The sequence below is a fragment of the Mesorhizobium sp. M0816 genome (genome assembly GCF_040320005.1).
Classification (GTDB): Bacteria; Pseudomonadota; Alphaproteobacteria; order Rhizobiales; family Rhizobiaceae; genus Mesorhizobium.
In genome coordinates, this window is the sequence record NZ_JAMYOT010000009.1 from 125,987 (window position 1) to 151,659 (window position 25,673).

Annotated in this window: 28 protein-coding genes and 1 pseudogene; 13 read left to right on the top strand and 16 right to left on the bottom strand. The window is 63.0% G+C overall.

Features of this window, described 5'->3' with window-relative positions; translation table 11 throughout:
* Window positions 1-10: 10 nt before the first annotated feature.
* Entirely contained in the window at window positions 11-928 is a 918-nt protein-coding gene (locus NKI17_RS16225) for an SMP-30/gluconolactonase/LRE family protein (RefSeq protein ID WP_352623541.1), read from the bottom strand.
* Window positions 929-1,191: 263 nt separating this feature from the next.
* Between NKI17_RS16225 and NKI17_RS16230 the strand changes: the two genes are divergently transcribed.
* Window positions 1,192-1,359: a hypothetical protein gene (locus NKI17_RS16230; protein WP_023721879.1), complete on the top strand. Its 168-nt coding sequence runs from the start codon at window positions 1,192-1,194 to the stop codon at window positions 1,357-1,359.
* Window positions 1,360-1,447: 88 nt separating this feature from the next.
* Here the strand turns inward: NKI17_RS16230 and NKI17_RS16235 are convergent, their stop codons facing one another.
* From NKI17_RS16235 to ccmA, 5 genes are all read right to left on the bottom strand, one after another.
* Entirely contained in the window at window positions 1,448-2,023 is a 576-nt protein-coding gene (locus NKI17_RS16235) for a DsbE family thiol:disulfide interchange protein (protein ID WP_352450188.1), read from the bottom strand.
* Complete coding sequence (gene ccmD, locus NKI17_RS16240; protein WP_352593774.1) at window positions 2,020-2,187, bottom strand: heme exporter protein CcmD; 168 nt, start codon at window positions 2,185-2,187, stop codon at window positions 2,020-2,022. The genes NKI17_RS16235 and ccmD overlap by 4 nt, the downstream gene beginning before the upstream one ends.
* Window positions 2,188-2,342: 155 nt before the next feature.
* A complete protein-coding gene (locus NKI17_RS16245; RefSeq protein WP_352906329.1) occupies window positions 2,343-2,666 on the bottom strand; it encodes an Imm50 family immunity protein in 324 nt (107 codons plus the stop codon).
* Window positions 2,666-3,331 carry a heme exporter protein CcmB gene (ccmB, locus tag NKI17_RS16250; protein ID WP_352593799.1) on the bottom strand — a complete coding sequence of 222 codons (666 nt, stop codon included), beginning with the start codon at window positions 3,329-3,331 and terminating at the stop codon, window positions 2,666-2,668. The genes NKI17_RS16245 and ccmB overlap by 1 nt, the downstream gene beginning before the upstream one ends.
* A 196-nt stretch (window positions 3,332-3,527) precedes the next feature.
* Window positions 3,528-4,127 carry a heme ABC exporter ATP-binding protein CcmA gene (gene ccmA / locus NKI17_RS16255; protein ID WP_352593772.1) on the bottom strand — a complete coding sequence of 200 codons (600 nt, stop codon included), beginning with the start codon at window positions 4,125-4,127 and terminating at the stop codon, window positions 3,528-3,530.
* A gap of 282 nt (window positions 4,128-4,409) precedes the next feature.
* On the opposite strand from ccmA, the gene acnA reads away from it, so the two are divergent.
* Window positions 4,410-7,100, top strand: a complete 2,691-nt coding sequence (gene acnA / locus NKI17_RS16260) for an aconitate hydratase AcnA (protein ID WP_023679816.1) — start codon at window positions 4,410-4,412, stop codon at window positions 7,098-7,100.
* Window positions 7,101-7,161: 61 nt separating this feature from the next.
* On the opposite strand, the gene NKI17_RS16265 is transcribed toward acnA, so the two are convergent.
* Window positions 7,162-7,842 carry a ceramidase domain-containing protein gene (locus NKI17_RS16265; protein WP_023679817.1) on the bottom strand — a complete coding sequence of 227 codons (681 nt, stop codon included), beginning with the start codon at window positions 7,840-7,842 and terminating at the stop codon, window positions 7,162-7,164.
* 175 nt (window positions 7,843-8,017) lie between these two features.
* Between NKI17_RS16265 and NKI17_RS16270 the strand changes: the two genes are divergently transcribed.
* Entirely contained in the window at window positions 8,018-8,767 is a 750-nt protein-coding gene (locus tag NKI17_RS16270; protein ID WP_031212721.1) for a DUF1223 domain-containing protein, read from the top strand.
* Between the two features lie 613 nt (window positions 8,768-9,380).
* Window positions 9,381-9,767 carry a DUF2794 domain-containing protein gene (locus NKI17_RS16275; RefSeq protein WP_352906330.1) on the top strand — a complete coding sequence of 129 codons (387 nt, stop codon included), beginning with the start codon at window positions 9,381-9,383 and terminating at the stop codon, window positions 9,765-9,767.
* 4 nt (window positions 9,768-9,771) lie between these two features.
* Here NKI17_RS16275 and NKI17_RS16280 read toward each other — a convergent pair whose 3' ends face one another.
* The 4 genes from NKI17_RS16280 to NKI17_RS16295 all read right to left on the bottom strand — a co-directional run bounded on the left by NKI17_RS16280 (window position 9,772) and on the right by NKI17_RS16295 (window position 14,709).
* A complete protein-coding gene (locus NKI17_RS16280) occupies window positions 9,772-10,341 on the bottom strand; it encodes a GNAT family N-acetyltransferase (RefSeq protein ID WP_352906331.1) in 570 nt (189 codons plus the stop codon).
* 110 nt (window positions 10,342-10,451) lie between these two features.
* On the bottom strand, window positions 10,452-11,231 hold the full coding sequence (locus NKI17_RS16285) for a Bax inhibitor-1/YccA family protein (RefSeq protein WP_254817871.1): 780 nt from the start codon (window positions 11,229-11,231) through the stop codon (window positions 10,452-10,454).
* A gap of 218 nt (window positions 11,232-11,449) precedes the next feature.
* Entirely contained in the window at window positions 11,450-13,999 is a 2,550-nt protein-coding gene (locus NKI17_RS16290) for an ABC transporter permease (RefSeq protein WP_352906332.1), read from the bottom strand.
* Window positions 13,999-14,709 (bottom strand): ABC transporter ATP-binding protein, encoded by a 711-nt coding sequence (locus tag NKI17_RS16295; protein ID WP_352456355.1) that lies wholly within the window; start codon window positions 14,707-14,709, stop codon window positions 13,999-14,001. The genes NKI17_RS16290 and NKI17_RS16295 overlap by 1 nt, the downstream gene beginning before the upstream one ends.
* Window positions 14,710-14,816: 107 nt before the next feature.
* Between NKI17_RS16295 and NKI17_RS16300 the strand changes: the two genes are divergently transcribed.
* From NKI17_RS16300 to NKI17_RS16315, 4 genes are all read left to right on the top strand, one after another.
* The gene (locus NKI17_RS16300; protein ID WP_352593769.1) at window positions 14,817-15,461 is read left to right on the top strand and encodes an arylesterase; all 645 of its coding nucleotides are present in this window, start codon (window positions 14,817-14,819) and stop codon (window positions 15,459-15,461) included.
* 137 nt (window positions 15,462-15,598) lie between these two features.
* Window positions 15,599-16,195, top strand: a complete 597-nt coding sequence (thpR, locus tag NKI17_RS16305) for an RNA 2',3'-cyclic phosphodiesterase (RefSeq protein ID WP_352456356.1) — start codon at window positions 15,599-15,601, stop codon at window positions 16,193-16,195.
* A gap of 6 nt (window positions 16,196-16,201) precedes the next feature.
* Window positions 16,202-16,498 carry a 4a-hydroxytetrahydrobiopterin dehydratase gene (locus tag NKI17_RS16310; RefSeq protein ID WP_023679826.1) on the top strand — a complete coding sequence of 99 codons (297 nt, stop codon included), beginning with the start codon at window positions 16,202-16,204 and terminating at the stop codon, window positions 16,496-16,498.
* 92 nt (window positions 16,499-16,590) lie between these two features.
* A complete protein-coding gene (locus tag NKI17_RS16315; RefSeq protein ID WP_031212728.1) occupies window positions 16,591-16,953 on the top strand; it encodes a YkvA family protein in 363 nt (120 codons plus the stop codon).
* A gap of 45 nt (window positions 16,954-16,998) precedes the next feature.
* Here the strand turns inward: NKI17_RS16315 and NKI17_RS16320 are convergent, their stop codons facing one another.
* Window positions 16,999-17,607 (bottom strand): methyltransferase family protein, encoded by a 609-nt coding sequence (locus NKI17_RS16320; RefSeq protein ID WP_352906333.1) that lies wholly within the window; start codon window positions 17,605-17,607, stop codon window positions 16,999-17,001.
* A gap of 359 nt (window positions 17,608-17,966) precedes the next feature.
* On the opposite strand from NKI17_RS16320, the gene NKI17_RS16325 reads away from it, so the two are divergent.
* The 3 genes from NKI17_RS16325 (at window position 17,967) to NKI17_RS16335 (ending at window position 20,450) form a co-directional block, all read left to right on the top strand.
* A complete protein-coding gene (locus tag NKI17_RS16325) occupies window positions 17,967-18,473 on the top strand; it encodes an invasion associated locus B family protein (RefSeq protein ID WP_023721899.1) in 507 nt (168 codons plus the stop codon).
* Between the two features lie 268 nt (window positions 18,474-18,741).
* Window positions 18,742-19,974 (top strand): dual-specificity RNA methyltransferase RlmN, encoded by a 1,233-nt coding sequence (rlmN, locus tag NKI17_RS16330; protein ID WP_352782786.1) that lies wholly within the window; start codon window positions 18,742-18,744, stop codon window positions 19,972-19,974.
* Window positions 19,971-20,450, top strand: a complete 480-nt coding sequence (locus tag NKI17_RS16335) for a hypothetical protein (RefSeq protein WP_023679832.1) — start codon at window positions 19,971-19,973, stop codon at window positions 20,448-20,450. The genes rlmN and NKI17_RS16335 overlap by 4 nt, the downstream gene beginning before the upstream one ends.
* Here NKI17_RS16335 and NKI17_RS16340 read toward each other — a convergent pair.
* Window positions 20,422-21,063 carry a LysE family translocator gene (locus NKI17_RS16340; RefSeq protein WP_352570033.1) on the bottom strand — a complete coding sequence of 214 codons (642 nt, stop codon included), beginning with the start codon at window positions 21,061-21,063 and terminating at the stop codon, window positions 20,422-20,424. The two genes, NKI17_RS16335 and NKI17_RS16340, sit on opposite strands and share 29 nt — an antisense overlap.
* A gap of 168 nt (window positions 21,064-21,231) precedes the next feature.
* Here NKI17_RS16340 and NKI17_RS16345 point away from each other — a divergent pair, with 168 nt between their 5' ends.
* Window positions 21,232-22,455, top strand: coding sequence for an argininosuccinate synthase (locus NKI17_RS16345; protein ID WP_352570035.1), 1,224 nt, complete (start codon window positions 21,232-21,234; stop codon window positions 22,453-22,455).
* Between the two features lie 76 nt (window positions 22,456-22,531).
* Here the strand turns inward: NKI17_RS16345 and NKI17_RS16350 are convergent.
* From NKI17_RS16350 to NKI17_RS16360, 3 genes and pseudogenes are all read right to left on the bottom strand, one after another.
* A pseudogene (locus tag NKI17_RS16350) lies at window positions 22,532-22,804 on the bottom strand (IS5 family transposase); the annotation flags it as partial.
* Window positions 22,805-22,881: 77 nt separating this feature from the next.
* Window positions 22,882-23,304, bottom strand: a complete 423-nt coding sequence (locus NKI17_RS16355; protein WP_352906334.1) for a DUF4279 domain-containing protein — start codon at window positions 23,302-23,304, stop codon at window positions 22,882-22,884.
* A gap of 113 nt (window positions 23,305-23,417) precedes the next feature.
* Window positions 23,418-24,218, bottom strand: coding sequence for a lytic murein transglycosylase (locus NKI17_RS16360; protein ID WP_352906401.1), 801 nt, complete (start codon window positions 24,216-24,218; stop codon window positions 23,418-23,420).
* A 185-nt stretch (window positions 24,219-24,403) separates the two neighbouring features.
* Between NKI17_RS16360 and NKI17_RS16365 the strand changes: the two genes are divergently transcribed.
* On the top strand, window positions 24,404-25,651 hold the full coding sequence (locus NKI17_RS16365) for a flavin monoamine oxidase family protein (protein WP_023680727.1): 1,248 nt from the start codon (window positions 24,404-24,406) through the stop codon (window positions 25,649-25,651).
* Window positions 25,652-25,673 lie beyond the last annotated feature (22 nt).

Consider the following 25,673-nt stretch of genomic DNA (forward strand, 5'->3'; position numbering starts at 1 on the left):
TGGCGGCCGCTCAGTAGGTTTTGGCGCCGTTGACCATGAGCCGGACCATGTAGAGCGAGGTCGTGCCGGCGATATAGAGGCAGTTCAGCTTGTTGCCTCCGAACACGCAATTGGCGACGACTTCCGGTACCTTGACCTTGCCGATCAGCGTCCCGTCCGGATCGTAGCAGTGGATGCCGTCGGCGGCGCTGGTCCAGATGCGGCCGTCCGCATCCAGCCTGAAACCGTCGAACAGGCCAGCGGTGCAGTCGGCAAAGACCTTTTCGCCTGAGACCGTCTTGCCGCCCTGGTCGACATTGAACACCCGGATGTGCGCCGGGTTTTGCGCACCATGCGTGCGGCCGGTGTCGGCGACATAGAGCTTGCTCTCGTCAACCGAGAAGGCGAGCCCGTTGGGCCTGACCATGTCGGTGATCACGGCCTCAGTCTCGCCGGTGCCGGGATCGACTCGGTAGACATGGCAGGCGCCGATCTCGCTTTCGGCCTTGTCGCCCTCGTAATCGGTATCGATGCCGTAGCTTGGGTCGGTGAACCAGATCGAGCCGTCGGACTTGACCACCGCGTCATTGGGCGAGTTCAGCCGCTTGCCGCGCCATTTGTCGGCGATGGTGACTACCGACCCGTCATGCTCGGTGCGGCTGACGCGGCGGCCGGAATGCTCGCAAGTAACCAGCCGGCCTTGCCGGTCGACCGTGTTGCCGTTGGAATTGCCGGACGGCTGACGGAACACGCTGACGCTGCCGTCGGTCTCGTCGTAACGCAGCATGCGATTGTTCGGGATGTCGGACCAGACCACATAGCGCCCGGCCGCGAACCAGGCCGGTCCTTCCGCCCATCGGCAGCCGGTAAACAGCCTGTCGACCTGTGCATTGCCGTTGAATAGCCGCGAAAAGCGCGGATCGAGAACTTCGTAGAATTCGCTGGCCATGGTTCCTCCCGGTAGCAGTCGCTTGGCAAGGCGCGATCAAGCCAGCCCACGATCGATATGGCAAGATCGATGATGCGTCAGAAGCATTATGGAAGCGAATGCTGGCCCGGACGGCAGGTCACATCCCGTTAACCGGCTATGCGCCCAGCGCAATGGTGCATTGCAACATCTTATTTTTGCAATGCACCATAACTATGTCATGCTCCGTATCGATCAAGGGAGGAACAACTGGCCGCGAAACGCGGCACAAAAGGAAACTCGCTATGATCATCGACAGCCTCATGAGCCGCGCTCGCGCCAGCATCGCCAAGCGCCGGCATTATAACCGCCTCGTCGCCGAAATCGACAGCTTCAGCAGCCGTGACCTCGCCGATATGCGCGCCGACCGCAGCGAAATGCTCTACCAGGTCCACAAGCAGATCTACGGCTGAGTCTTCGGTCGACCTACCACGTTCGTCATCCTTGGGCGTAGCGACGCAAAGCGGAGCAAAGACCCTAGCATGACGAAACGGCGGGCCATCAGCCCGGCATGGCCAGCGCCTTCTCGATTTCGGGTAACAGCAGCGTCCGCGCCGAGTCCGGCGTCAGCGGCCCTACATGCTTATAGGCGATCTTGCCATCCTTGCCGATGACGAAGGTCTCCGGCACGCCGTAGACACCCCAGTCGATCGCCGTGCGTCCGGCCTGGTCGACGCCGATCGCCTGGAATGGGTTGCCGAGATCGCCAAGGAACCGACGGGCGTTTTCCGGCTGGTCCTTGTAGTTCAGCGCCGCCATGACGAAGCGTCTGTCCTGCGACAGCGCCAGCAGCACCGGATGCTCTTCGCGGCACGGCGCGCACCAGGACGCGAAGACGTTGACCAGCGTCACCTTGCCGGCGAACTGTTTTGAATCGAGGCCCGGCAAATTGGTGCCTTCGAGCGCCGGCAGGTTGGTCTGCGGCGCCGGCAGGCCGATCAGCGCTGATGGCACTTCCGACACGTCGCGCCCGGACAAAAGCTGCGCCAGGAACAATCCCGCCAGCCCGAGAAAGACCAGCAGCGGCAGCAGCACGATCAGGCGGCGGCGCGCCGGTGTTTGGGTTTCCGTGCTCATGATTTTACTGCCTTATCGGAGCGCCGGCGCACGCCGGATGCCTCCAGCTCGGCAAGCTCTCGCTTGCGGCCGCGCTGGTCGAGCAGAATCCAGCCGATCAGCCCGGCCAGCACCAGGGCCGTGATCGCATACGCCGCCGTGACATAAAGGGCGTGAACGCTCATTTTCCCGATCCAAGGCTTCTCACGGCGGAATTCATAGCCTCACCGGCTGTTTGTCGCAATGAACGGGTCTGCGGCAGATTTGCGGTTATCGCAAGCCGAAGGTCACTGCGAACGCAAAACACCTGATATGTTTTTGATACGCATGTATTGGCACGTCAGAGACAGCCTGACAGCCCCTTCGCAGGTAAGCAGGATTCTACCGGCGTCATCCCACATCCTGATTGCACTCCAGCCATGGCTCCGGAACTGCGAAGGCTAATCGATTCGACCGCGATGAACTCAAGCCCGAAAGACACGGCATTGAACGCCGCCCATTTGGCGGGGGGCCGGTAGGGGAGGACGGTCGAGATGAAGGAAAGGTACATGCTAGGCCCGTCACGATTGATTTCGGCCTTGGTGACCTCGACGGAAGACAGGTCCGGATAGTTGCCGTAGATTGTCTGGAGAAAGATCGGGTTCTCTATGCGCAGCGGCCACATCAATCCGTTCCGTGCCGTAGCGCCAGCGCCGCCGCCACAGGGCCGAGCACGGCAAGAAACAAGGTCAGCGCGGCAAGAATGAGGAAGGGCTGCAGGAATGGATCGGGGTCCGCCACCGCGCCATAGCTTGCCGATACGCCGAAGATCAGCACGGGAATGGTCAGCGGCAGCACGAGCACTGAGATCAGCAGCCCGCCACGCGGCAACGCCACTGCCACCGCTGCACCGGCAGCACCGATGAAGGTGATCGCCGGCGTGCCGACCAGAAGCGTCAACGCCGTGGCGCCGATGCCGGTCGGCTCCATGTTCATGAATAGGCCGAGCAAGGGAGCGGCGATGACCAGCGGCAGCACGCTTCCCGCCCAATGCGCCAGGCATTTCGTCAGAACGGTCAAGGCCAGCATGTGCCGGTCGTTGCCAAGCACCAGAAGATCGAGCGAGCCGTCCTCGCGGTCGGCCTGGAACAGCCGGTCGAGGCCGAGCAGGCAGGCCAGCAAGGCGGCGATCCACAGGATCGCCGGGCCGATGCGGGCCAGCAGCTTCAGCTCGGGACCGACGCCGAAGGGGATGGTCGCGATAACGGCGAGAAAGAAAATCACGCCGGTAAGCGCCCCGCCGCCGGCGCGGATACTCAGGCGGATGTCGCGCAGGAAGAGGGCTAGCATGATGTGAGATGCTTTCGCCTGGGCACCCCCCTCTGTCCTGCCGGACATCTCCCCCTCAAGGGGGGAGATTGGCTGTCACGACTGCCTTCGCCAATCTCGATCGTTGAAAGATGGGCGCAGCAACGAAGCTGCCAATCTCCCCCCTTGAGGGGGAGATGTCCGGCAGGACAGAGGGGGGCGTGAAGGAATGCCAACATCAGCCGGTCATCCTCAATTCCTTTCCCTCGATCCCCAGCGGCAAATGCGTCGCCGCAACCACGATCCCCCCACTCTCGAGGTGCTTCCCCATCAATTCGCCGAATCTCTCCTCCGAAGCCTTGTCCAGCCCTGCCGTCGGCTCATCGAGCAGCCACAACGGCCGGTGGCTGACCAGCAGTTTTGCAATCGCCGCTCGCCGGCGTTGCCCGGTCGAGAGGTAGCCGAACGGCAGATGGCCGATACCGCCCAGCCCGACAGTCTCCAGCGCCTCTTCAACACCCGCGGAACCGGCGCCCGAAAAATCGCGCCAGAAGCGCAGGTTTTCCGTAACGCTCAGCGCCGTCTTCATCGCGTTGAGGTGGCCGAGATAGTGACACGCCGAGGCGGCCGACGGAAAGTCTTCGCCACCACCTTCGAACCGCACACGGCCTGCCGCCACTGGCAACAGTCCGGCGACGATCCTGAGCAGCGTCGATTTGCCGGCGCCGTTCGGCCCGGTGACGACCAGCGCCTGGCCATCCCCCAGCGCGAATTCGATGCCGGAAAATACCGTCTCGCCGCCGCGTTCGCCGCCCAGATTTTCGGCGATCAGCCGCATCCGTCCCCCTTCGCCGAAAGTTCAGGTGCGGCTTCGGTGCGCCGCAGCAAAAATGGCGAATCCGTGTCTAGAACTATTCCAGAAAATTCTCTATATCCGCATCATCCGTGCCAGCGGTCGGCACGGGAACCGAATTTGCGCCGAACCAGCGCGCGTGCCGCCTTGAACGGCCCGGACGCTTGGGAACGGATAGCGGAAATGGCCGTACCCGCACCTTTGCGCGTGATTTGCATGCCCACTGGCGTCCGTTCCCTTCCGGCAACCGACAGTTAGGGATCGCACGTGTCCAAATCACTCGACAGCTTCAATTGCCGCCGCACGCTGACCGCCGGCGGCGCCGAGTACATCTACTATGACCTTGTCGAGGCCGAAAAGAACGGCCTCACCGGCATCGCCCAATTGCCCTATTCGATGAAGGTGCTGCTGGAGAATCTGCTGCGCAACGAGGACGGCCGTTCCGTCACCAAGGAGAGCATCCAGGCGGTCGCCGGCTGGCTGACTGACCGGGGCACCGCCGGCGTCGAGATCGCCTATCGCCCGGCTCGCGTGCTGATGCAGGATTTCACCGGCGTTCCAGCCGTGGTCGACCTTGCCGCCATGCGCGACGCCATGGCCTCGCTCGGCGGCGACCCGCAAAAGATCAATCCGCTGGTGCCGGTCGATCTAGTCATCGACCACTCGGTCATCGTCGACGAATTCGGCACGCCACTGGCTTTCGCCCGCAATGTCGAGCTTGAATATGAGCGCAACGAGGAACGCTACAAATTCCTGAAATGGGGCCAGCAGGCGTTCCGCAATTTCCGCGTCGTGCCGCCCGGCACCGGCATCTGCCATCAGGTCAATCTTGAGTATCTCGGCCAGGTCGTGTGGACCAACAGCGAAGATGGCGAGACCACCGCTTATCCCGACACCTGCGTCGGCACCGATTCGCACACCACGATGATCAACGGCCTTGGCGTGCTCGGCTGGGGCGTCGGCGGTATCGAGGCGGAGGCCGCGATGCTCGGCCAGCCGGTCTCCATGCTGCTGCCGGAAGTCATCGGCTTTCACCTCACCGGCAGGTTGAGGGAAGGCGTGACCGCCACCGACCTGGTGCTCACCGTCACGCAGATGCTGCGCAAGAAGGGCGTCGTCGGCAAGTTCGTCGAATTCTTCGGGCCGGGCCTGTCCAACATGACGCTGGCCGATCGCGCCACCATCGGCAACATGGCGCCAGAATATGGCGCCACCTGCGGCTTCTTCCCGGTCGACAGCGAAACCATCCGCTATCTCACAATGTCCGGTCGCGACGAAAGCCGCATCGCCCTGGTCGAGGCTTATTCGAAGGCGCAAGGCTTGTGGCGCGATGCCGGCTCTGCCGATCCGGTCTTCACCGACCTGCTGGAGCTCGATCTCGGCAGTGTCGTCCCGTCGATGGCCGGCCCGAAGCGGCCTGAAGGCCGGGTCGCACTTGAAGACATTCCGGCCGGCTTCGCCAAGGCCATGGAGACCGAATACAGGAAGGCCGCCGAAATCGACAAGCGCTATGCCGTCGAGAGCACGGACTACGATCTTGGCCATGGCGATGTGGTCATCGCCGCCATCACCTCCTGCACCAACACCTCGAACCCGAGCGTGCTGATCGGCGCCGGGCTGTTGGCGCGCAACGCCAACCGGCTCGGCCTCAAGCAGAAGCCGTGGGTCAAGACCTCATTGGCGCCGGGCAGCCAGGTCGTCGCCGAATATCTCGAGAAATCCGGCCTGCAGAAGGAGCTCGACCAGATCGGCTTCAACCTGGTCGGCTTCGGCTGCACCACCTGCATCGGCAATTCCGGCCCGTTGCCGGCGCCGATCTCCAAGACCATCAACGATAAGGGCTTGATTGCTGCGGCAGTCTTGTCCGGCAACCGCAATTTCGAAGGCCGCGTCTCGCCCGACGTGCAGGCGAACTATCTCGCCTCGCCGCCGCTGGTCGTCGCCCACGCGCTGGCCGGGACCGTGACCAAAGATCTGACCACCGAGCCGCTCGGCGACGATCGCAACGGCAGTCCGGTCTATCTCAAAGACATCTGGCCAAGTTCGGTCGAGATCCAGGAATTCATCGAGAAGAACGTCACGCGCGAATTGTTCGCCCGCAAGTATGCCGACGTCTTCAAGGGCGACGAGTACTGGCAGAATGTCAAGGCGCCGGAAGGCCAGACCTATGCCTGGGACGACAATTCGACCTATGTGCAGAACCCACCCTATTTCGCCGGCATGAAGTCAGGCTTCGGCAAGATCGGCGATATCAAGGGCGCGCGTGTGCTCGGCCTGTTCGGCGACAAGATCACCACCGACCACATTTCGCCGGCCGGTTCGATCAAGGCGGCCTCGCCGGCCGGCAAGTATCTCACCGACCACGGCGTCGGCGTCGCCGATTTCAACCAGTACGGCACACGCCGCGGCAATCATGAGGTAATGATGCGCGGCACCTTCGCCAATATCCGCATCCGCAACCATATGCTGGGCGAGAACGGCCGCGAGGGCGGCTACACCATCCATTACCCCTCGAAAGAAGAGGAATCGATCTACGACGCCGCGATGCGCTACAAGAAGGAAGGCGTGCCGCTGGTCATTTTCGCCGGCGTCGAATATGGCAACGGCTCGTCGCGTGACTGGGCGGCCAAGGGCACCAATTTGCTGGGCGTCCGCGCGGTCATCGCCCAGTCCTTCGAGCGCATCCACCGCTCCAATTTGGTCGGCATGGGCGTGATCCCCTTCGTCTTCGAGGAAGGCACCTCATGGGCCTCGCTCAACCTCAAGGGCGACGAACTGGTCGAAATCGACGGACTGAGCAACATCAAGCCGCGGCAGAAGATGATCGCCAGGATCACCTACGGCGACGGCAGCGTCAAAGAGGTTCCGATCATCTGCCGCATCGATACGCTGGACGAGCTCGACTACTTCAAGAATGGCGGCATCCTGCAATACGTGCTGCGCGATCTGGCCGCTTAAGGGAGTAGGGCAATAAGGGAGTAGGGCAGTAGGGTGAAGCAAGGAGAAGCGACTTATTCCCCTACTGCCCTATTCCCCCAATTCCCGGCTTTCCAAACCGCGCTGTCGCCGCCAGCAGCACGCCGAGCATCAGCCCGTTGAATATGTGCCACAGGAAATGCGTGCCGAGCGGAAAGCCGCCGCAGACCAGCGGATCGATCATCCTGCAGATGACCGACACGACGAAGATCGCCGAACCCGCCAGATTGTACCAGCCGGCGCGATTGCCGCTGGCCGCCACCCAGGCGCCGAAGAAGGCGAGCGCCAGAAACGGCGGCAGATAGCCGGTCGTCCCGTTCGACGCCTGGCGCAGCCAGTCCGGCACGGCAAAGGTCACCAGCCCGGCAACGGCGTAAAAGGCAACGAAAATGGCGATCGCCTTGCCCCATTTCATGCCGAGAAAACGTCGCAGGTTGAACAGCGTGTAGGCCAGCGTGAACCCTGCAATGGGCAGCACGTCGGCCAGGATCATTGCCCTTGTGGCAAAGGTGTGGAACAGCGACGAGCCGACGCCGATCGCCACCACCCACCAGGCCAGCACTTCGGCGAAGGTGCCGGTGCCGCGCTTGCGCACCTGCCAGACACCCCATAGCCCGGCGGCAAAAAAAGCCAGATTGCTCAGCGCATTGAGCGGTTCGGCCCAGAATTCCGGCCCCGTCCGTTCGCAATAGAGGTCGACCGGCGCCAGGAGAGATTGCCACATGCTGATTGCCGCCCGAATCGCTTCCATCGTGAAGTGCAAGTCCACCTATTGCGCCCTTGCCAGCGGTTGCAACGGCAAAATTTCACCGCAACGTGACTTCCCGTTGACTGCCGCTTCTGCCACATATTTCGACAACCAGAACAAAGCCGGCGTCACCGGCGGGATCGGAACGGCCATGCCATCTCGAAGACCATTGCGGCTTGCGGCCCTTGCGCTGGCCCTCTCGGCGTTTGCCGGCACGGCCCTTGCCGAGCCAGCTGACAAGCCATTAGGCGTCGTCGAGCTCTTCACCAGCCAGGGATGCAACTCCTGTCCGCCGGCCGACGAACTCTTCGCCGAGCTTGCCGCCAAGGAGGACATCGTCGCGCTCGCCTATCATGTCGATTATTGGGATTACCTCGGCTGGCAGGACACGCTGAGCCGCAAGGAAAATACCGAGCGGCAATACGAGTATATGCGCGCCTTCGGCAGTCGTTCCGTCTACACCCCGCAAGCCGTCATAAACGGCCGCAGCCATGTCAACGGCGCCAGCCGCGAGGAAGTCGACGGCGCGCTGGCCCGCATGGAGAGGGTCGGCGAAGGCATGCGCGTCGGCATCAAGGTCAGCCGGACCAGCGATCGCGTCATGATCGATGCCGGCGACGCCGTGACCGGCCCCACCGACGCGCATGTCGTCATCGTCTATTTCAACCCGCCACAGACGATAAAGATCGGCAAGGGCGAAAACAGCGGCCGCAGCATGACCTACTGGAACGCCGTCTCCACCATCCAGACCGCCGGCATGTGGCACGGCAAGGCGCAGCGCTACGAACTGCCGATGAGCGAGATCGCCAAGAAGGGCGGCTGCGCCGTGCTGCTGCAGTCGGTCGGCAAGGACGGCATGCCCGGGCCGATCCTGGGTGCAGCCTTTATCCGCAAGCCTTAAGCGGGGACCTCTCCTTCTCCCCTTGTGGGAGAAGGTGGATCGGCGCGCAGCGCCGAGACGGTTGAGGGGTGCTGGAAGAATTGAGGCGGCGGCGATTTCAAGGAAATTGCCAAGCGGGAACACCCCTCATCCGTCGCCTTCGGCGACACCTTCTCCCACAAGGGGAGAAGGGAGAACCGCGCTCAACCTTCTGATGGCAGCCAATCCGGACGGATCGCACCGCCACGGCTCCGGCCAATAAAAAACCGGCGTCAGCTTGCTTCTGACGCCGGTCATTTAGGTTTTGGGATCGTCGCACCCGATCTTTCCAAGGAAAAACCGAGGTTGGTTCGATCCGACGCAGACCCGTGGGCGGGGGGCTTGGGGTTTACGAGCCGGTGCCGGACCGAACCGTCTCAGGCAACACCGGTAAATTCGTCGGACATTGGGGCATGAGCACGGATAAAAAAAGGCAGGATTGTGGCGAAGCATCACCAATTCCAACAGGCGTTTCGCAAACGTGACTGGACGCTGGAGAAACCGCGCGGTGCTGGCCTTGCCCGGCCGGGCCTTGCAATTCGGCAACGAAAGCGCCAACTTTGGTCGGCGTACGATTCATTGCGAGGATCCAGGCATGACTGATCGCAGCAGCGGGACGGAGGATGGGGACGCATCCGCAATATTGATCCCGCTGCATGAGGCAAGACGCGAACGCCTCGACCAGCCGGTGCGGTTCGACCGGCGCGAACTGGACCAGATCCTCAGGCTCTACGGCCGTATGGTTGCCGCCAATGAGTGGCGCGACTATGCCATCGACCATCTCGCCGACCGCGCCGTTTTTTCCGTCTTCCGCCGCACCAGCGAAGTGCCGCTTTTCCAGATCGTCAAGGATCCGAAGCTGGCGCGCCGGCAAGGCGCATTCGCCGTCATCGCCGCCGGCGGACGCATCCTCAAGCGTGGCCAGGAACTCGGCCGGGTGCTTGGCGTGTTCGACCGAACGCTGAAGCTGGTCGACGCGTAACCCCTTACTTTTGCTGGCGGAACTTCCGCTCGGGCAGCGATTGCGGATCGGGCGGGACCGACGCCCCGCCATTGATCGGCAACTGCATAAACACCGTGTCCAGCCAGCGTCCGTGCTTGTAGCCGGAGCCTTCCAGGCGGCCGGAATGGTGAAAGCCGACCTTCTCATGCAACTGCACCGAGGCGCTATCGGGCCGGCCGTCGCCGATCACCGCGATGATCTGGCGAAAACCCGCCGCCTTAGCCGCCTCGATCAGCCCTTGCATCAGCTTGAGCCCGACGCCCTGCCCCTTGGCATCGGGCGCGACATAGACGGAATCCTCAACCACGAAGCGGTATGCTGGCCGCGGCCGGAAGGCGCCGGCATAGGCATAGCCGACCACGGCGCCGGCCTTTTCCGCCACGAGATAGGGAAAGCCGTCCGCCATCAGGCTGTCGAAGCGCGCGCCCATCTCGGTGCGGCTTGGTGGCTCGAGTTCATAGCTCGCCGTGCCATTCGTCACCGCGTCGGCATAGATTTCCGTGATCCGGTCGAGATCGGCCGACGTCGCGGCCCGCAAGGTGATGCTGCTCATAATTTAGGCACGTCGTTCATCTGCCCTATATCACAGCAATAGCCGGCACAAAAGAAAAGAGCGGCCATTGGGCCGCCCTTTCCAAACTCGCTGGTCCAGGAAAACCGTATTTAGCGACGGTCGCCCATGAACTGCAGCAGAAACATAAATAGGTTGATGAAGTCGAGATAGAGCCTCAATGCGCCCATAATCGCCTTGCGGCCGGCGACATCAGTCTCGTCGCCCTCGAAGTACATCTCCTTGATGTTCTGCGTGTCGTAGGCGGTGAGGCCCGCGAAGATCAGCACGCCGATCGCCGAAACGGCGAAGGAAAGCGCCGACGACTGCAGGAAGATGTTGATCACCATCGCGATGATCAGGCCGACCAGGCCCATGACCAGGAACGACCCGAACGCCGAGAGATCGCGCTTGGTCGTGTAGCCGTAGAGCGACAGCCCGCCAAAGGCGGCGGCGGTGGCGAAGAAGGTCTGCGAGATACTGGCGGTGGTGTAGACCAGGAAGATCGACGACAGCGACAGGCCGACGAGGCCGGCGTAGACCCAGAACGTCGTCTGCGCGGCCGAAACGCTCATCGACTGGACGCGGAACGACAGGAACATCACCGCTGCCAGCGGGGCGAAGATCACCAGCCATTTCAGCGGCGAGCCGAAGATCGCGTAGCCGAACGAGGTCAGCATCTCGCCGCTTGGCAACGTCGCGACGGCCGAGGCGGGATCGCTGGTGGTGGCCAGCATGATTGTGCCGACCGCGGCAAGGCCGGTGATGAGGAGGCCAAGCCCCATCAGATTGTAGACCTTGATCATGTAGGCCCGCAGGCCCTGGTCGATGGCAGCATCGACGCCGGCGCCGGGCACGGCGCGCGTCTGATAATTGCGAACGGGATCAGCCATGGAAATCCTCATATTGCTTCTGCCCCGTCCGGTGTCAGGTCCTTTGAACCCAGGCGCCGCTGGCGGGGCTCCAGCATGCCTGCGCCGAAATATGATGGTTCTTGGCGTAAAGGACAAGACCGTAACCAAGCGTAATGCTCCGTGAAGTGCCAGAGATACGGTTTTATTGGCCTTCACGCCCGGAACATTACCGAGATTTAATCAAAAACGGCTCTGGCTCAAAGATTCCGCAGCACCGGCGCCGCCTTGTGGCCAAGCACCCGCCACGTGCCGGCAAGGCCGATGCCGACCGTGACCACCAGCGAAAAGCCGATGGTCGCCACCGCCACCTCGGGCATGAAGTGCGATGGCAGCGTCATGATGCGCGCGACGACGAACCACGCCGCCACACCGCCCGCCGCCAGCGCGAAGATCGCAGTGGCAAGGCCGATCAGCATGTATTCCAGCGAAAACGCGGCGATCAGCGTTTTCCTGGTCGCACCCAGGGTCTTCAGCACCACCGCGTCGTGAATGCGAGCCCGGTTGCCGGCGGCGAGCGCCCCGGCCAGCACCAGCACCGAGGCGATCAACGCCACGCCCGCTGCTGCCCTGATTGCTGTGCCGAGCTGCGCCACCAGCCGGTTGACGATTTCGAGCGCGTCCTTGACCCTGACCGTCGTCACCGCGGGAAAGGCACGCGTGACGACGTTGAGAAGATGCGCATCGTCGGCTGCCGACGCATTCGTCTCGGTCAGCGTCGCCAACCAGCCATGCGGCGCACCGGCGAATGTGTTGGGCGAGAACACCATGACGAAATTGATGCCCATGGTTTCCCATTCGACCTGGCGGAAATTGGCGATCTTGGCCGTGATGTTGCGGCCGAGCACGTTGACGGTGATGGTGTCGCCGAGCTTCAGCCCGATCTCTTTGCCTTCCTCGGCGGAAAACGAGACCAGCGGCTCGCCGGCATAGTTCTCCGGCCACCAGCTGCCCTCGGTCAGCGTCGCATTCTCCGGCAGCTTTGCGTCATAGGTCAGGCCGCGATCGCCGCGCAGTACCCAGGCGCCTTCGGCCGGAACCTTGACCTTGTCGACATCGACGCCGTTGAGCGCCATCACCCGGCCGCGCAGCATCGGCACCTTGATCAGCCTGCCTTGCGGTGCCTCTTTGCCGACCAGCGCGGAGAAGGCATCGACGTCACCGCTCTGGATATCGACGTAGAAGAAGTTCGGTGCCCTTTCCGGCAGGCTGCCCGAGATCTGCCGCCTGAGATTGCCGTCGATCAGCGCCAGCGTCACCAGCAGCGTCAGCCCGAGTCCCAACGACAGCACCACGGACGGCGTCAAGGCGCCAGGCCGATGGATGTTGCCGATGGCGAGCCTGAGTGCGGTCGAGCGCACGCGCGGGCTTTTCTTCGCCGCCCACTGCACCAGCGAGCCGACCACACGCAGCACCAGGAACGAAAAGATCGTGGCGCCAACGAAGATCGAGGCAATACGGCGGTCGCCGGAAAACAGGATCGCCAGTACCGCGAGCAGCAGCGCGATGCCCAATGCCGCGGCGATATAGAGCGGGCGGGGAAAACCGCGGCCCTCGAAACCCATTTCGCGAAACAGCGCCGTTGCCGGCACGTCGCGTGCGCGGCCGAGCGGCAGCAAGGCGAAAGCCAGCGTCACCAGCAGCCCGAACAGCGCTGCCATGCCGAGGGCGCCGGGATAGAACCCACCTTCCGCCGGCACTGGAATGACCGATTGGAGTGCCGCGCTGGCCGCGAACGGCATCAGCGCGCCAAGCACAAGGCCTAGCGTGATGCCGAGTGCTGCGATCATCAGGATCTGCACCAGATAGACGGCAAAGACGAACCCGCCCGAAGCCCCCAGGCTCTTGAAGGTGGCGATGACGCCGCGCTTGCCGTTGAGATAGGCACGCACGGCATTGGCCACGCCGACGCCGCCGACCACCAGCGCCGTCAACCCAACCAGCGTCAGGAATTGCGAAAACCGCTCGATATTCGAGGACAGCGCCGGCGCTGCGTTGCTGCGGGTGCGGATCGACCAGCCGGCCTGCGGGAACTGGTTTGCCGCCTGCTCCTGGATCGCCTTGATCTGTGCCTCAGTGGTGCCGCCGGGCAGGCGGACCTTATAGGCGTTCTCGACCAGGCTGCCCGGCTGGATCAGGCCGGAAGCGGCAAGCCCGTCGGTCGACACCATCAGCCGCGGCGCAAAACCGAAGCCATCCGACACTGCATCCGGCTCGTTGACCAGCCTGGCGCGCAGCTCGAATGTCGCGCTGCCGAGCTTTAGCCGGTCACCGATGCCAAGGTTCAGCCGCTCGAACAAGAGGTCCGGGGCGGCGGCGCCGAAGACGCCGGATTTTTCGCCGAACAGATCCTCTCGCGACAGCACCGGCTCGGTCTCCAGCGCATCATAGAGCGGATAGGCGCCGTCGACCGCCTTGGCCTCGACCAGCGCCTGGTCGGAGCCGTCCTCGAGCCTCGCCATCGAGCGCATATTGGCGCTGTGCGAAACCGTGCCAAGCCGGTCGAGGAAGCTGCGTTCGGCTCTGGTCGGATCGCGCTGGTTGAGCTGGAAGCGGAGATCACCGCCGAGCAGCGTCTGGCCCTGGTCGGCAACACCGGCGGAAATAGCCTGCGCCACCGAATTGACGCCGCCGATCGCAGCGACGCCGAGCGCGATGCAGGCAAGGAAGATCAGGAAGCCGGACAGCCCGCCACGCATTTCGCGCAGCGAAAACCGAAAGGCGAGCCTCAGCGTTTGCGCCAGCGGCATCACGCGGTCACCTTGCCAGCCCTGGTGGCCGGCTTAGGCGCGTCTTCGATCAGCCCCGACCGCATCGACACCTGGCGCGAGCAGCGCGCCGCGAGTACAGGGTCATGCGTGACCAGCACCAGCGTCATGCCGCGTTCGGCCGCCTTGGCAAACAGCAGGTCGGCGACGTGCCGCCCCGTTGCCTGGTCGAGATTGCCGGTCGGCTCGTCGGCGATCAGGATGCGCGGCGACGGCGCCAGCGCCCGGGCGATCGCCACGCGCTGCTGCTCGCCGCCAGACAATTCGCCGGGGTAATGGGTGACGCGATCGCTGAGACCGACCGCCGCCAGCTCGCGCGCCGCCACGCCGAATGGATCGACATGGCCGGCAAGCTCCAGCGGGACCGCAACGTTTTCCAGCGCCGTCATATTGGGGATGAGATGGAAAGACTGGAACACGATGCCGATGTTTCGTCCCCGAAACGATGCGATCTGATCTTCGCTTTTGCCGTTGAGCAGCTCGCCGGCAATTCGGACCGTGCCCGAATCGACCCTTTCAAGTCCGGCCAAAACCATCAGCAATGTCGACTTTCCCGAACCTGAAGGTCCAACGATGCCTGTCGCTTCGCCGCCCGCCACATCGAGGCTGACGCCCTTCAGCACATGGACCGAGGATGCACCTTCGCCGAGCGTCAGCGATACGTCTTTCAGCGAAATGACGGCTTCTTCCAAAATCAAATCGTCCTATATGGGGGATGAAGGCTAGTGCATCCGATGCTCGACAAAGACGAAAACCTGCCTTCGCCAACAGATGTTCCTGGTCATATGGGGCCTGCCGCATGGCTTTCAAACACACCTTTGCCGCAGCCTTCGCCCTTTTCCTCGCCATTTGCGGCGCCATTTCGTCGGCGCGCGCCGAACCGTTCACCATTGTCGGTTTCGGCGACAGCTTGATGGCGGGTTATGGCCTCGGGCCAGGTCAGGGCTTCACCGAGAAGCTGCAGGCGGCGCTGCGCGCCAAGGGCTACGATGTCACGGTCGCCAACGCCGGCGTCTCCGGCGATACGACGAGCGGCGGCCTGTCGCGGCTCGACTGGTCGGTGCCGGACGGCACGCAGCTGGTCATCCTGGAGCTCGGCGCCAATGACATGCTGCGCGGCGTTTCGCCCGCCATAGCGGAAAAGAACCTAGACGCCATGCTGGCAAAGCTGCAGCAGCGCAAGATCGCTGTGTTGCTGGCCGGAATGCGCGCGGCGCCCAATCTCGGCGCCGACTACCAGAACGCCTTCGACGCGACCTTTCCGCGATTGGCTGAAAAATATGGCGTGCCGCTCTATCCTTTCTTTCTCGAGGGCATCGCCGGTCAATCCGTCCTGCAACTCGAGGACGGCCTTCATCCAAACGCCCGAGGCGTCGACCGCATCGTCGAGGGTATCCTGCCCAGTGTGGAGAAGACCATTGAAGCGGTCCGGGGCAATTCCTGAAGGCGAGGGTTCGCCGTCGCAACACCTTCCGCAGGGGAAGCTTTTAGGCAGGCCTGCGACCAACAAACCCCTTGCCCCGTTTGAATATCGATGATTCGCTAGGGGCAAGAGTTCGATTCGAGGACAGGAGGCTTCCCATGCCGCGTCTTTTTACCGCCCTCGAGATACCGCGTGATGCCGCTCTTTCGCTGTCCCTGCTCAGGGGCGGCCTGCCCGGAGCCCGCTGGATCGACGTCGAAAACTATCATCTGACGCTGCGCTTCATCGGCGATGTCGAGGGCCATGTCGCCGACGAAATCGCCAATGCGCTTGACCGTGTTCACCGCCCGTCCTTCCCTCTGACGCTGTCCGGCGTCGGCGCCTTCGGCCAGAAGAAGCCGCATGCGGTGTGGGCCGGGGTCGCCGCTTCGCCCGATCTTTCCGCATTGCAGGCCGAGATCGAGCGCATCTGCCAGCGGCTCGGCATCCCGGCCGACCCGCGCAAGTTCATGCCGCATGTGACGCTGGCCCGCCTGCGCAATTCGAGCCCGCTCGATGTCGCCCAGTATCTGTCGGCACGCGGCAATTTTTCGACGCTGCCGTTCCGGATCGGCCGCTTCGTGCTGATGTCGTCACGCGATTCGGTCGGCGGCGGGCCTTACGTCGTCGAGGAGGCCTGGCCGCTTTCAGGTGCTGACAACCGCGTCGCCAGCCGTTTGGTCGGCGCCGCCGACGCTTCGCGGATCATGCGGTAGACGGACATGGCCAGGGAGAAACTAGCAAAAGAGGCGATCCGCGCCGAACTTGCCGGCCTCGACGGCTGGTCGCTGGCCAAGGATGGTGGCTCGATCACCCGCAGCTTCACCTTCAAGAATTTCTCCGAAGCCTTTGCCTTCATGACCCGCGTTGCCCTGGCCGCGGAGAAGATGGACCACCATCCCGACTGGTCGAACGTCTACAAGACGGTAAACGTGACCCTCAACACGCACGACGCCGGCGGCCTGACCGCGCTGGATTTCGATCTGGCCAGGAAAATGAACCGCTATTTCGGCGGCTGAGCCTATCTGCACCTTGCAGCGAGGTTCGGCTTTCACCACATTTTGCCTCGCGGTCACGCGTGAAGTCACGCGACGGCCGCAAGGAGAGGTTGATGGCGCAAAAATCCGGTTTTGATTTCTTCGGCCTCGGCAGCAAGCCGGGCAACGAGAGCGAAGTGCGCGAAAAGTTCTGGCGTACGGCGAAGAAGGCCGCCCGGCAGATCCCGTTCATGGAAGAGGTGGTCGCCGCCTATTACTGTGCCATGGACAAGAAGACGCCGCTGCGCGCCAAGGGCACCTTGCTTGCTGCGCTCGGCTATTTCGTGCTGCCGACAGACGTCATCCCCGATTTCATCCTTGGGCTAGGCTTCACCGACGACATCGCCGTGCTGACCGCCGCGATTACCGCCGTCAGCGCCCACATCACGCCGGCGCACCGGCTCGCCGCCAGGCAGGCCATCGCCGACAAGAGCTGAGCCGGTGCGGCGCAAAAAATCGCGTGAGAACCGACTTTCCGGCCGTCAAACCCACCGCCGCACCCGCGCCTTGTAGGCGCGATAGGCATCTCCGAACTTCCGCTCGAGATAGCGCTCTTCCGGCGCGATAACGCCGGTATTGATCACCCACAGCAGTGGGATGACGAGCGCATTAGCCCAAAGACTTCCGGCCGCGACGCCGAGGCCCAGATAGACGAGGGTCGTTCCCAGATAGAACGGATTCCTGGTCCGCCGATAGATGCCGTCGACGACCAGCGCCGTCGTCGGCAAGGTCGGTGGTATGTTGGTGCCAGCGGCCTGAAAGCGGCCCGCCGCCATAAAGATGAACACGAAGCCGCACACCGCGAGCACAGCGCCAGCCAGATAGCGGGCGAGCGCCTGCCCGGCCATGACCGGGAGCGGCACGAGCACCTCAAGCACGGTTGCCGCCACCAGGAAGCCGAGGAAGATCAAAGGTGGCAGCGCAATGACCCCGGCCACGTCGGGGGCGCCCGATCCGCCCGCCGTCTCCCCGGCATCCGACCGGCGCACCGCGCCACCGGCCGCCCGCCGCATGGCGACACGAACGCCGAACACAATCGCCAGGGCGACTGTGCCGCCCGCCAGGATCAGAACTGTCTCGGAAATGGCCATGGCCAATCTCCCGTAAGCCGCCAGGGAGGGCACCCTGGCCGAGCGCCGTGGCGGCGAACGCAGACATGGTACCGCCTGCAGGGAAATTCGTCACGCACCTCAAAAAGCGAGAATCGCCGCAAGACCTAGCTGCTTGAAAAGTCAAACTCTTGCCGTTTTCGTGGCCTCCAAGTCGCGGCAGGAACATTGCGTCAGCCGCTTTTTCGAGCGGCAGCGCGAAGACGGCGGCGGTTTCCTGGCGTGAACATCCTTTTCTCAGGGGAATTTCACCGTTTGGTAACCCAGATTAAATCAAAATGAAGCGACGGGCAGGACGCCGAGCCGGCCTGCCGCCGCACCAGTGGAATACGGGAAAAGCGATGCGCGGATTGATTGCTATAGTTTCCAGCCTGGCCCTGGTGGCCTTGACGGCGCCCGCGCTGGCGCAGTCGGCAACCAAGATCGGCCAGCATAATGCCTGGGGCACCTACAGTTATCAGGCGTCGGGCGGCGGCAAGGTCTGCTATGTCCTGACGGTGCCAACCGACAAGCAGCCGCCGACGCTCGATCACGGCGACATGTTCTTCTTCGTCAGCCAGCGGCCGGGGCAGCAAGTGTCCTACGAGCCGCAATTCATCGCCGGCTATACCTTCCAGGAAGGTTCCAAGGCCACCGTCACCATCGACAAGAAGTCTTTTTCGATGTTCACGCGCGGCAAGTCGGCCTGGGTCGAGAACGCCGCCGAGGAGCCGGTGCTGATCGCCGCGATGAAGACCGGCACCGACATGAAGGTGTCGGCCAAGTCCGGCCGCGGCAACACCACCACCTACGTCTTCTCGCTGAAGGGCATCTCGGCGGCGCTGGCCTCGATCGCCAAGTGCAAGTAGGCGGTTAGGCGCAGTCTTCCCTTCTCCCCTTGTGGGAGAAGGTGGATCGGCGCGCAGCGCCGAGACGGAAGAGGGGTGTTGGACGGAACGCCGTCGGCGCCAAGCTGGAACACCCCTCATCCGACCGAGCTACGCTCGGCCACCTTCTCCCACAAGGGGAGAAGGGAAGACCACCGGCATGACTCCGCCATCAAGCTGTGCTATGCGCCGCGCTTCATTTCGGGCACGATGCTGTATTCGGCCGCAAATCGCTTATATTGGCGCAACAATGACCCTTTCATTCGATCTTACCGCCGAAGGCGCGCGTGACGCGTTGCGCACCCGCACGACGCCTGAAAAACCGTCGCTGATCGGCTTGACGCGAGCCGAACTTGGGGCCGCCCTTGTCGCCGCCGGCATCGTGCCGGAGCGCCAGGCGAAAATGCGCGCCCAACAGCTCTGGCATTGGATCTATGTGCGTGGCGTTTCCGACTTTGCCGGCATGTTCAACATCTCCAAGGATCTGCGCGCCGAGCTCGACAGGCATTTCACCGTCGCCAGGCCCGAAATCGTCGAGGAGCAGATCTCCTCCGACGGCACGCGCAAATGGCTGTTTCGCTTTCCGCCGCGCGGCGCCGGCCGGCCGGTCGAGATCGAGACCGTCTACATTCCCGAAGAAGGCCGCGGCACGCTCTGCATCTCTTCGCAGGTCGGCTGCACCCTGACCTGCTCCTTCTGCCACACCGGCACGCAGAAACTGGTGCGCAACCTGACCGCCGAGGAAATCCTCGCCCAACTTTTGACCGCCCGCGACCGGCTCGGCGATTTCCCCGACCGCGATACGCCGGACGGCGCCATCGTGCCGGCCGAAGGCCGCAAAGTATCCAACATCGTCATGATGGGCATGGGCGAGCCGCTCTACAATTTCGAGGCGGTGAAGAAGGCGCTGCTTATCGCATCCGACGGCGACGGGCTTTCCCTGTCGAAGAGGCGCATCACGCTCTCGACCTCCGGCGTCGTGCCCGAAATCTTCCGCACCGGCGAGGAGATCGGCGTGATGCTGGCGATTTCGCTGCACGCCACCAATGACGATTTGCGCGATCTCTTGGTGCCCATCAACAAGAAGTATCCGCTGAAGGATCTGATCGCTGCCTGCCGCGCCTATCCAGGCCTGTCGAACGCCAAGCGGATCACCTTCGAATATGTGATGCTGAAGGACGTCAACGATTCCATCGACGACGCCAAGGCGCTGATCAAGCTGCTCAAGGGCATTCCGGCCAAGATCAATCTGATCCCGTTCAACCCGTGGCCGGGCACCAACTACCAGTGCTCGGACTGGGAAACGATCGAGAAATTCGCCGATTACATCAACAATGCCGGCTATGCCTCGCCGATCCGCACGCCGCGCGGCCGCGATATCCTCGCCGCCTGCGGCCAGCTCAAGTCGGACTCCGAGCGCATGCGCAAGGTCGACCGGCTGGCGCTGGAAGCGATGATGATCGCGGGGCATGGCGAGGCGTGAATCGCGTCGGCGCCTATCTGATCCGCTTCGCCGTCATCCTTGTCGGCTACGGCGTTGCTTCGCTGGCGGCCAGCGCCTTCCTTAACATCATGTTCCTGGCGTCTCTTGGGCTGATAACGGACGAGACGCAACCGGCGGCGCAGGCGTCGCTGTGGTTTTCAATCCCCTTCGTCGCGCTGTTCGTCGCCTATTTCGCCTTCATGCCGGCCGCCATCGCCATCCTCGTCTCCGAGATCCTTGGCCGGCGTGACTGGCTGTTCTATGCGCTGGCGGGTGCTGTGGTCTCGGCGGTCTTCCTTGGCTTCGTCCACCAGACGGCCGATGCCAATTTCGAGGTTACCAATACCAGCGTCATGCTGGCGGTGATCGGCTGCGGCATGGTCGGCGGTATTTTCTACTGGCTGAGCGCCGGGCGCTCGGCCGGAAGCTGGCGTCAGATCGGACGCCCTATTTCGCCTGGGCCGTCAGGATCTTGAGCGCGAAGGCCGAAAAAACTCCGGCAAACAGATAGTCGACGACGCGGGTCACACGCGGGCTGGATTTCATCGCGGCCGAGAATTTTTCCGCCGCCAGCACCATCGGCGCCGTCACCGGGATCGCCAGCACGACGAACATCGCGCCGAGGAAGAACAGCTTTCCCGGCGCGTCGGGATCATGCGCGGAGACGAATTGCGGCAGGAAGGTCATGAAGAACAGGATGATCTTCGGGTTGAGCAGATTGACCCCGAGCCCCGCCGCCCAGCTGCGGAACAGCGAGATCTGCGGCCCGCTCTTCTTCTCCGGTGAAAACGCCGACCCTTTTGTGATCGCCTGCCATGCCAGGAAGACCAGATAGCCGGCGCCAAAAATCTTCAGCACGAAGAACGCCATCGGCGAGGCGACGATCAGCGCCGAGACGCCGACCACCACCAGCGTGGTGTGGATCAGCGTGCCGCACAAGGCGCCGGCCATCGAGGCAAAGCCGGTGGCACGGCCCTGGCTCAGCGTGCGCGACACGAACAGCGTCATGTCAGGCCCGGGCGTGATCGCCAGGATCAAGGTGGCGATGGAGAACTGGATAAGCGTCGTACTGTCGGGGATGAAGGACATGGCTCGTCTCGTGGCGGCAAAAGACGGCGCAGCCATACCGCAAGAGCCGTGTCCTCGCCAGCCTCTTGGAGATGAGGCATTTGGTCCAGGCATCGTTCGTCCCTTGCGCTGGCCTAAAACGCCGTGATACCTCGCCCGCGAAGAACCCCTGTCGCGGAACTGCCCACCATGTCGAAAGCAAAAGCCGCCAAGAAAGTCGTGCTCGCCTATTCCGGCGGCCTTGACACCTCGATCATCCTGAAATGGCTGCAGACCGAGCTCGGCGCCGAGGTCGTGACCTTCACCGCCGATCTAGGCCAGGGTGGCGAACTGGAGCCGGCCAGGCGCAAGGCCGAGATGATGGGCATCAAGGATATCCGCGTCGTCGATGTCCGCGAGGAGTTCGTATCCGATTTCGTCTTCCCGATGTTCCGCGCCAACGCTGTCTATGAAGGCACATATCTGCTCGGCACCTCGATCGCCCGGCCACTGATCTCGAAACATCTTGTCGAGATCGCCAGGGAGACCGGCGCCGATGCGATCGCCCATGGCGCCACCGGCAAAGGCAACGACCAGGTGCGTTTCGAGCTGTCGGCCTATGCGCTCAACCCCGACATCAAGGTCATCGCGCCGTGGCGCGATTGGTCGTTCAAGTCGCGGACCGATCTCATCAACTTCGCCGAGCAGCACCAGATCCCAGTGCCGAAGGACAAGAAGGGCGATGCGCCTTTCTCGGTCGACGCTAACCTGCTGCATTCGTCGTCCGAGGGCAAGGTGCTGGAAGACCCGTGGAGCGAGCCGCCGGAATTCGTCCACCAGCGCACCATCTCGCCGATGGATGCGCCGGATGAGGTCACCGAGATCGAGATCGAATTCCTCAAGGGCGACCCGGTTGCGCTCAATGGCAAGAAGCTGTCGCCGGCAACGATGCTGGCGGCGCTGAACGATCTCGGCCGCGACAACGGCATCGGCAGGCTCGACCTGGTCGAGAACCGTTTCGTCGGCATGAAATCGCGCGGCGTCTACGAGACCCCCGGCGGCACCATCCTGATCGCCGCCCATCGGGCGATCGAATCGATCACGCTCGACCGCGGTGCGGCCCACCTCAAGGACGAGTTCATGCCGCGCTATGCCGAGCTGATCTACAACGGCTTCTGGTTCGCGCCCGAGCGCCTGATGCTGCAGGCAATGATCGACAAGAGCCAGGAAGACGTCGAAGGCACCGTGCGGCTGAAGCTCTACAAGGGCAACGTCATGGTCACCGGCCGCAAGTCGAGGAAGACGCTCTATTCCGACGCGCTGGTCACCTTCGAGGACGACCGCGGCGCCTACGACCAGAAGGATGCCGAAGGCTTCATCCGCCTCAACGCGCTCAGGCTGAGGACACTGGCGGCGCGTAACCGCCAGCGCTGACATCCGAACAGCGGGCTGGGCGCTCTACCGATCTCGTGAAAGCTGAAAACGATCCGAGAAAACTAGGACGTAGACACATTACTTGCACCGTGCCGTCATGGGCCTCGGTAATGACGTCCATCAGCCGATCCCAGACACCTGCTTTCCGCCATCGAACGAAGCGGTTGTAGCAAGTGGTGCGAGGGCCGTAGCGCTCGGGCAGATCGCGCCATGGCGCACTCGATCGCAGCACCCAGAAGATGCCGTTCAGCACGCGACGGTCATCGACACGCGGCACGCCTCGCGGCTTGTTGGGCAAAAGCGGCTCGATGACGCGCCATTCGAAGTCGGTCAGATCGTATCGGCTCATGCCCTTATGAATCAGACTCCGCTCAAATTTGGAACCAGCCAGTCGGCAAACGACCCAATGCGGGACAGGACGCCTGCTCACACCTCACTTCCATGTTGGTGAGCTTCGTCCTCAACAAAAAGGTCGAGGCTCCAGCCAACACCGCAATCCGCGAGCACCCTCATCGCAGACGGCTCAAGCCAAATGCCGCACTGTCCGTGGTAGGGCTGATAGAACCCGCCGTAGATAGTTATCTGCTTTGGCCGCACTTCCTGCCGCAGCCGTGCGAAGGCCTCCTCCCGACCTCGCATCTGCTCGATCAGGTAGTTGACCGCATTCTCGTGCTCGGCCCCACTCCGGAGCCTTTGCCGCGGACCATCGAGGCTCCATCCATTCTTCTTGCGCGGGGAACCGTTACGCATCGGGTCGCCCTTGCGGACTATGCGTGTCGGTTCGAGGCTTAGGATCGCAGTCACCCTCTCGGGGTCCGCATCGAAATCAACGATCGAGAGCGAGATCATCGCCTGTCCTAGCTAGGTTCCAAAGGGCAAGGCAAGCCCTGCGCTGTTGCGAGACTCTTCATGCTCGCCTCGCGCTTCCAACCGAGACCAGTCATTTTTGCGTTTATGTCCTGTCAGTCGGCATCGATCGCTGTGGCCATGCGGGCGATGGCCTGTTGATAGACGCTCGCGGAATTCCAGCCAGCGATTGCGCCCATATTCGCCTGCGCGCTCGCGCCGGCCCGCCAACCATGACTCTTGAGGAAGTTGGCGGTGGAAGCCAACGCAGTGCTCTTGTCGCGCAGATTTTTGTTTCCGACACCATACGTCAAAACATTTCCGGGCAGGAACTGCGTGTGGCCGATCTCGCCATGCGCGGCACCGACCGACGAGGCGCTCAACGCTCCGCGATCAACCAGCTTCAGGGCCGCAATGGCATGCGGGTAGAAGAACTCCGGACGGCGACAGTCATAGGCCAGCGTTAAAATGGCGGAGACCGTATTCTGGCTGCCCATGGCGGAACCGAAGCCGGTCTCCATGCCCCAGATGGCGAGCAACACGCCCGGCGACACGCCGTAATTCCGTTCGATCTTGTCGAACAGCGCAGCATTGGCCTTCTTCAGCGCACGGCCCCTGGCAATGATCGCGGACGCGCCACGGCGCTTCATGAAAGCTTCCACCGAGCCGCTGAAAGCCTTATGGATGGCGCGGTCGACGGAGATCGTCTTTGTCGCATAGGTTGCGCGAGCCAGAGCGGCCAGACCCTTCGAGCCGACACCGTCGGCCTTCGCCTCCGCGGCGAACTCCGGTTTCCATGCCTCGAAGCCGGCGCCGTTCTTGCCACAGCTGGCCGTCGCCTGCGCGCCCGTCGCCAGCGCAAGCACCGCCACCACCGTGGCCACTACAAACATCTTCCCCTTGGCAAGAAATGCCATGCTGCTCTCCTGGTTGCCTGAATCACGTTCCCAATTGCGAACTTGCCTGCGAAACACCTGCTTGTCACTGCCCCGGCGCCACGCCGATGCACTCAATACAGCAGGAACCTCAAATCCACCACACTGGCGGACGCCCGGGAATTTGCCTACGATCAAGTAATTATTGTGGCGGGGACAGAATAAGCATGGAAGACGTTGATGTCGTGATCATCGGCGCCGGTTCAGCCGGGCTTTCGGCTTCCAAGACCCTGCGCGCTGCCGGTTTTTCCTTCAAATTGTTGGAAGCGGTGAACCGCATTGGCGGCCGCGCCTGGACCAGCGACCAGCATTTCGGCGTGCCGTTCGACATCGGCTGCGCCTGGCTGCATGCCGCGGACCGCAATCCCTACTTTCCCGAGGCGAAGGCCGCTGCCTGGACGCTTCATCACCACGACATGAATGTCGATCATCTCTATTACCGTGAGCGAAAGGCAAGCGAAGCCGAGGAGGCGGCGATGAAGGTGGCCGACGCAAGGCTGTTCGAACTGGTGGCGGCACATCAGGTGAGGGAAGGCGACGACGACCGCCTTTCGGCATTGCTCGCCAAGGGACACGCGCCGCGCGCCGCCGCAACCTTCGCCGGGCCGATGGATTTCGGCGCCGACGAGGACGAGATATCGATCCGCGACTTTCAGGCCGCCGCCGATCTCGATCCGAACTATTTCACCAGGGAAGGCTTCGGTACGCTGGTTGCCCGCTTCGGTGCCGATGTGCCAGTGGAACTGTCGACCCCGGTGCGCAAGATCGTCTGGGATGGGCCGGGCGTAGCCTGCGTCACCGATCGCGGTACCATCTGCGCCAAGGCGGTCATCGTCACTGCCTCCCCGGCAGTGCTCGCCTTCGAGGAGATTGCGTTCTCGCCTGCACTCCCCGATGCGCATTTCGCCGCCTTCTTCGACCTGCCGATGGGCATGCTGACCAAGCTGCCGGTCGAAATATCCGGTACAAGACTCGGCCTGGAGCCGTTCGACGATTTGCTGATCGAGCGGTTGGCCCGGCACGACATCTACTTCCTCTGCTTTCCCTTCGACCTCGATTTGATGGTCGGTTTCGTCGGCGGCGATTTCGCTTGGGAGATGTCGGCGGCGGGCGAGGCGGCTGGCATCGACTTCGTCGTCGACCGGCTCTGCGGCATCTTTGGCGGCGACATACGAAAGCATGTCGGACGCGCAATGATGACCAATTGGGGCGCTGAGCGGTTCGTGCGCGGCGCCTATGCGGCGGCGCGGCCCGGCCGCTCGCAAGCGCGCGCCACGCTGATGCAGCCCGTGGCGGAAAAGATCTTCTTCGCCGGCGAGCATTTGGCCGGTCCGCTGATGCAGACCTGCGGCGGCGCCAGATTGTCGGGCGAGGCAGTGGCCAAGGAGGTCGTCGCCCAGCTTGCGGCAAAATAGCATCGGCCGGCAGGAACGTGGG